Origin of the sequence: Melaminivora alkalimesophila, from assembly GCF_000282995.1 — a bacterium.
Taxonomy (GTDB): Bacteria; Pseudomonadota; Gammaproteobacteria; order Burkholderiales; family Burkholderiaceae_C; genus Melaminivora; species Melaminivora alkalimesophila.
Window position 1 is genome coordinate 1 of the sequence record NZ_ALEE01000027.1, and the last position, 4,625, is coordinate 4,625.

Consider the following 4,625-nt stretch of genomic DNA (forward strand, 5'->3'; position numbering starts at 1 on the left):
CTGGTGGCCGCTGCCGACAGCGGCGAGGTCAGCCCGGAGGCGGCCCGCGACCTGCGCGACACGCTGGAATTCATCGCCGGGCTGCGCCTCGCACACCAGACGCGGCAGGTCGCGGCCGGGCTGGAGCCGGACAACCACCTGCGGCTGGCCGAGCTGTCGAGCTTCGAGCGGCGCACGCTCAGGGACGCATTTCGGATCGTGCAGCGGCTGCAGGCGGTGCTGGCGCAGCGCTATCAGGCTGGAAGGTTCTGAGGGCTTGGCGGGGCATCCCCCACCAATGGCTGCACCCACGCCCGCACTGTCCTGCCTCTTCGAACCTCTCGAGCCGCACGGCCATAGTGAAGCCGCTCCGGTGTGTGCCGGATACGCCTGTCTCTACCTGTCGCATCCCGGATGATTGCATAGACGAAAATCGCTATCCGCTGTTCATGGCCCGCACCGTGATGACAGAGCTGATGGCGAGTTTGCAAGCATCCGGGAGAGCTCAGACATGATGATCGCACTACACAAGAACGCTCGCACCACGCCTGCGGTGCGCGCTGAAATCGCCGCCAGCGGCGAGAGCGCAGCCGTGCTGGCAGCGCGTCACGGCGTCACCGAGCAAACCATCTACAAGTGGAAAAAGCGCGATGTCTTCACTGACCGCTCGCACACGGCGCATCGCCTGCAGACGACCCTGACACCGGTGCAGGAAGCTATTGCCGTGGAGCTGCGCCGTACGCTGCTGCTGCCCTTGGATGACCTGCTGGCCGTCACCCGTGAATTCCTGTGCCCTGCCGTCTCTCGCTCGGGGCTCGATCGCTGCTTGCGCCGCCACGGCGTGGGCAACTTGAATGCTCTGAAACCCCAGCAGCCCAAGTCTGCGCACAAGGCCTTCAAGAGCTACGAGCCGGGCTTTGTGCATGTGGACGTGAAGTACCTGCCGCAAATGCCTGGCGAGAGCTGCCGGCGCTACCTGTTCGTGGCCATCGACCGGGCCACACGTTGGGTGTTCGTGCAGATCAAGCGCAGCAAAACCGCCAGCAATGCCCGGGCTTTCCTAAAGGCTTTGCACAAGGCTTGTCCCATCAAGATCACCCGGCTGCTGACCGACAACGGCAAGGAGTTCACCGATCGCCTGTTTGCCAGCCGCGAGCGCAAGCCCAGCGGCCAGCATGAGTTTGATCTGCTGTGTCAGCAGCTGGGCATCGAGCACCGCCTGACCCAGCCCAGGACACCCAGAACCAACGGCATGGTCGAGCGTTTCAACGGTCGCATTGCCGATGTCCTGAACACGCATCGCTTTAACAGCCAGGAAGATCTGGACAGCACGCTGCTGCGCTACGTGGCCTTGTACAACCACCAGCTGCCCCAGTCAGCCCTCAAAAGCTTGACGCCACTGCAGGCCATGAAACAGTGGTACACATCCCAGCCGCATTTGTTTCTCAGGCGACCTTATGATCGCCCGGGATGCGACACTTAGAGCAAATACCCTCGCAGAAAATTACCGACCCCTTTGGCCCATCGGTTCGTGGGAACGCAGAAAGTGCACAAAAAGCGATGCAAAGCAGTAGCAAGATGGTGGCGATACTCGCGAATATGCCAGAAGAAACACTCCACGCTGTGGGCGATGGAGCCACTGCGGCTAATACGCCAAGCATTGCAGCGGCGACGGGAAAGATAAAACTTGCTTTTGAATCTGAAGAAGCGATCCACGCAAGTTGCCGTGAGAGGATGCTTTCTGCTATCTCGATGCGCGTCATCGTTTCTCCTAGCAGCTAACGCCTCACATCACCGGCAGCAAAAAGCATAGCGAGGAACGAGCGGCGCTTTTTGCTGTCCGAGTGCATGTGATTGTTATGTGTCCATCCCGCTAGCCCCGCTGTTAGCGTGCAACCTTAACCATCTTTTCGCGAAATACTGAAGATGCTACAGTCAGCGCCAGTTGTGCGGCTAAAACAGGTGGTACGGCATTCCCTACTTGCGTAAATTGGCGAGCAGTTGAACCAACAAATACGTAATCATCTGGAAAAGTTTGTAGTCTTGCGCATTCTCTAACGCTCAATGTCCTTGGTATTTCAGGATGAAGGTGAGACCTGCCTCCCCCGTTTGTTCCGCCTGCAATAACTGTCTTCGATGGAATACAAGGGTCAAGTCTGTCTACACGACCAAGCTGATCCCTTTGCCCGTACCCTAACTTGCAATAACGCTCCATAGAATTTAGCTTGTGTGCTCTGGTCTCTGTATTTTTGGCATTTCCTTGACTTCTTTGAAGAACTGAACCTGCACCAAAAGCCAATTTTGATCTTTCTGGGAATGCAGGCATATTTCCATTTCTACTGCCGATCACGAACAGTCTCTCTCTAAATTGTGGAACACCATAGTCAGCAGCGTTGAGTACGCGCGGCTCCACTATCTTATAGCCGACTGCTTCCAGTTCGCGTATAGCAGCAGACAACTGTGTGCCGCCATCCAAATCCCTTAACCCAGGAACATTCTCAATGAGAAAACATGTTGGTTTGAAGTGTTTGATGATACTCACGTAATCAAAAAGGAGATTTCCATTCTTTTCATGCCCAAAGCCAATCCTTTTGAAATTATCTCCGGACTTAGAAAACCGCTGATTTGAGGCAATTGAAAACGGCTGACAAGGCGGCCCTCCTACAAACATGCCCTCAAAATTCAGGGGAATTATCGCTTCTAAGGTCTCAATGATCTCTGACACATTAGACACGTCACCTGAGTGTGTAGGTGGCCCAAAAACATTCCAAGCTGGTCTATTTTTTCGCAAGGTTTTACAAAATAGTTCGTTGAACTCAAAAGCTGCCTTATGCTCATAACCTGCAGTCTCAAAGCCCAAATCGATTCCGCCGCAGCCAGTAAAGAAACTGACCAAAGGAATACCATTCGGCTCTGACTTGTAATGTGATAATTTTTTTGGTTTAGGTCCAGCCCATGCTTTTTTGTGGCTTTCTTCATATACGAGGTCATCAAAGGTATAGCCGTGGCGGTTTAATGCCTCAGAAAGCTCAATACCTTTTCTTTTCGCAAACTCAAAAATCTTCTTTTGCAACGCGGGAGTTAAAGGGGTCCCTGTAGATGCATTTGTTCTAGACATAACAGTCACCTTTCACAATACCCTGCTTTGCTTGGAAGTAAATCTCATGCGCTTCCTCTTTGTTATCAAAATCACTTTTGCTGTTTGTTTTTAAGTAATCGTCATAGTAACGATGAATCGCTCTGTGACATGTTGGGCAAATAGGTGCCATATCATCAAGGATTGTTCCAACTCTTGAATCTACCCGAGTTCCAGACGAAAGCGGCAAGATATGATGAAGGTCAAGAACCCTGTTGATCCACGGATATTTCTTGCTTGTATCTATTCGGCAGGAGTCACAAACAGGGCTGGGAAATTTATCAAAATACAAGCCACGTAACTTCGCATTTCTTTCGATTATGACGTGTGTCTTCTTAACCTTACTACCTTCAACAAACCCGCTCTCCAAAACATCTGAAACTATTGTCCCTTTGTACTCGAAAAAATCGTGTTCAGAGCCATCCCGGAAGAAACTTGCGAGCCGCTGAATTTCAAGGTTTCCGTCTGTCTCGTACGGGCCAGATATCGGACTTAATGAATGAAATATTTCATGAGCGTCTTCCTTATTTAGAGATACAACGATATCGCTAGCCGTGTTATGCAAGTATGATATTTGAGAAATAAATTTAATGCTTTCACGAGCCTGACGAGGATCTATATTTCGTACAAAGTCAGGATATCGCTCGCGATTACCCATCAAAGAGAGAAACTCTGTATCGCTCTCACCACCATTAAATCCACTAAAAATGTATGCACCAATAATTTCGTTTATCGGTGTGATGTATTCATCAAGACCAGCCACTTTTGCCAAAATATATTTCAACGAAAAGCACAAAGGATTTCTTCTCTGCATAGCCGTATCGGCTTCTGCCCAATCAGATAGTGCTGGAGAGGGGTCAGTAGTAGCTTCCACTAAAAAGTGGACATACTCATCACATGTAACTGCACCGGGTTGGCTCAATACTCGTGCTATATCAGTTGGTATGGCAATGCCTTGGGACTCAGAAACGAGAAGACACAGCTTGTAAATTCGTGAATAATTTCGCCATGGAGAGTGCGTTGGTGGTGCTGAAAACGGCAACCCTGTTACTTGTCTTATAAAAGCTGGTTCGCTATTTTTAAAATCATAATTGACAACAAAATTAGCCATGGTACGCAGAACATCGTATTGAAAATACTGCATTCTGCCTTGATCCCATTTCCACATATCAGGAACCACTCGCTACATTATTGCTTGGATCGAATACAACAGAGGCATTTTTTCCATCTTCCCCATCTCTGCGGTATTTAGCCAACAAATCGGTAAACGCTTTTCTGCCCAACCAAGCCAATGAAACGTCCAGCTCATTTGAAAGCGCGATTAGCTCTTGATAATTATTCTCATCAAGGTTAATAGTTATTCGACTTTTTGTAGCCACCATCTACCCCGCTCATGCTTAACTGGAATTCTGCGGCATTATGCAGCACTTTGCTGCACAATGGAAGTCGAATGCTACGTTGTAGGCAACGCTCCTGAACACATAACACCTGAGTTAAGCCGCGCTGCGTA

General features: G+C 50.2%; 6 protein-coding genes. 2 read left to right on the top strand and 4 right to left on the bottom strand.

The annotated features are described in order from the left end of the window. Positions 1 to 252 (top strand): putative nucleotidyltransferase substrate binding domain-containing protein (locus tag A612_RS00245; protein ID WP_040435250.1); only part of this gene is annotated, 252 nt, incomplete at its 5' end. Positions 253 to 490: 238 nt separating this feature from the next. Beyond that, positions 491 to 1,462: an IS481 family transposase gene (locus A612_RS00250; RefSeq protein ID WP_019372616.1), complete on the top strand. Its 972-nt coding sequence runs from the start codon at positions 491 to 493 to the stop codon at positions 1,460 to 1,462. Here the strand turns inward: A612_RS00250 and A612_RS18195 are convergent. The 4 genes from A612_RS18195 to A612_RS16175 all read right to left on the bottom strand — a co-directional run bounded on the left by A612_RS18195 (position 1,425) and on the right by A612_RS16175 (position 4,497). Next, positions 1,425 to 1,742, bottom strand: coding sequence for a Pycsar system effector family protein (locus A612_RS18195; RefSeq protein WP_478212051.1), 318 nt, complete (start codon positions 1,740 to 1,742; stop codon positions 1,425 to 1,427). The genes A612_RS00250 and A612_RS18195 overlap by 38 nt on opposite strands. A gap of 122 nt (positions 1,743 to 1,864) precedes the next feature. Further along, a complete protein-coding gene (locus tag A612_RS17735; protein ID WP_241209496.1) occupies positions 1,865 to 3,052 on the bottom strand; it encodes a DNA cytosine methyltransferase in 1,188 nt (395 codons plus the stop codon). A gap of 37 nt (positions 3,053 to 3,089) precedes the next feature. Beyond that, on the bottom strand, positions 3,090 to 4,295 hold the full coding sequence (locus tag A612_RS16810) for an HNH endonuclease (RefSeq protein ID WP_146210365.1): 1,206 nt from the start codon (positions 4,293 to 4,295) through the stop codon (positions 3,090 to 3,092). Next, positions 4,285 to 4,497 carry a ribbon-helix-helix domain-containing protein gene (locus tag A612_RS16175; RefSeq protein ID WP_075806976.1) on the bottom strand — a complete coding sequence of 71 codons (213 nt, stop codon included), beginning with the start codon at positions 4,495 to 4,497 and terminating at the stop codon, positions 4,285 to 4,287. Before A612_RS16175 ends, A612_RS16810 begins: the two co-directional genes overlap by 11 nt. Positions 4,498 to 4,625: the final 128 nt, after the last annotated feature.